1 protein-coding gene is annotated in these 730 nt (G+C 66.6%); it reads right to left on the reverse strand.

Going from position 1 to position 730, the window contains the following annotated elements; all coding sequences use genetic code 11:
• Nucleotides 1-671: homocysteine S-methyltransferase family protein (locus QB898_RS13125; RefSeq protein ID WP_279525307.1), on the reverse strand; the 671-nt coding region annotated here is incomplete at its 3' end.
• Nucleotides 672-730 lie beyond the last annotated feature (59 nt).

A 730-nucleotide genomic window follows, 5' to 3' on the forward strand; every position in this document is an offset into this window, starting at 1 on the left:
ACGCGGCCCGAGGCGTCGGTGACGGTGCCGCTGATGATGACGGGCAGGCGCTCGCCCGTGGCGTCAAACGCTTGCTCAATGGCAAAGAGCGCAGCCTTGGCGTTGAGCGTGTCGAAGATGGTTTCCACCAGCAGCACGTCCGCGCCGCCTTCAATCAGCGCCAGCGCCTGCTCCAGATAGGCAGCGCGCAGCTGCTCGAACGTGATGTTGCGCGCGCCGGGGTCGTTCACGTCAGGGCTGATGCTGGCGGTGCGCGGCGTGGGGCCTAGCGCCCCGGCCACGTAGCGGGGGCGCCCGGGCGTGGCGTGGCGATCGCACGCGGCGCGCGCCAGCCGGGCTGAGGCCAGGTTCATCTCGCGGGCCAGGTCGGCCATGCCGTAGTCCTCCTGCGCAATGCTGGTGGCGCCGAAGGTGTTGGTTTCAATCAGATCGGCGCCGGCGGCCAGGTATTTGTCGTGAATGTCGGCAATCACATCCGGGCGGGTGAGCGAGAGCAGCTCGTTGTTGCCCTTGACATCGCGCGCGAAGTCTTTGAAGCGCTCGCCCCGGTACTGCGCCTCGTCCAGCTTGAAGCGCTGAATCATGGTGCCCATGGCCCCATCCAGAATGACCAGGCGCTTGCTCAAAGTGGCAGGCAAGTCTTGGGCGCGGGTGTAGGCGGGCAGGTTCATGGCAGGCGCAAGGGAAAAAACCGGAAGCGGTCCGGGGAAACAGGCAAAGGGGGCGGATT

Origin of the sequence: Ottowia cancrivicina, assembly GCF_029813755.1 — a bacterium.
GTDB lineage: Bacteria > Pseudomonadota > Gammaproteobacteria > Burkholderiales > Burkholderiaceae_C > Ottowia > Ottowia massiliensis.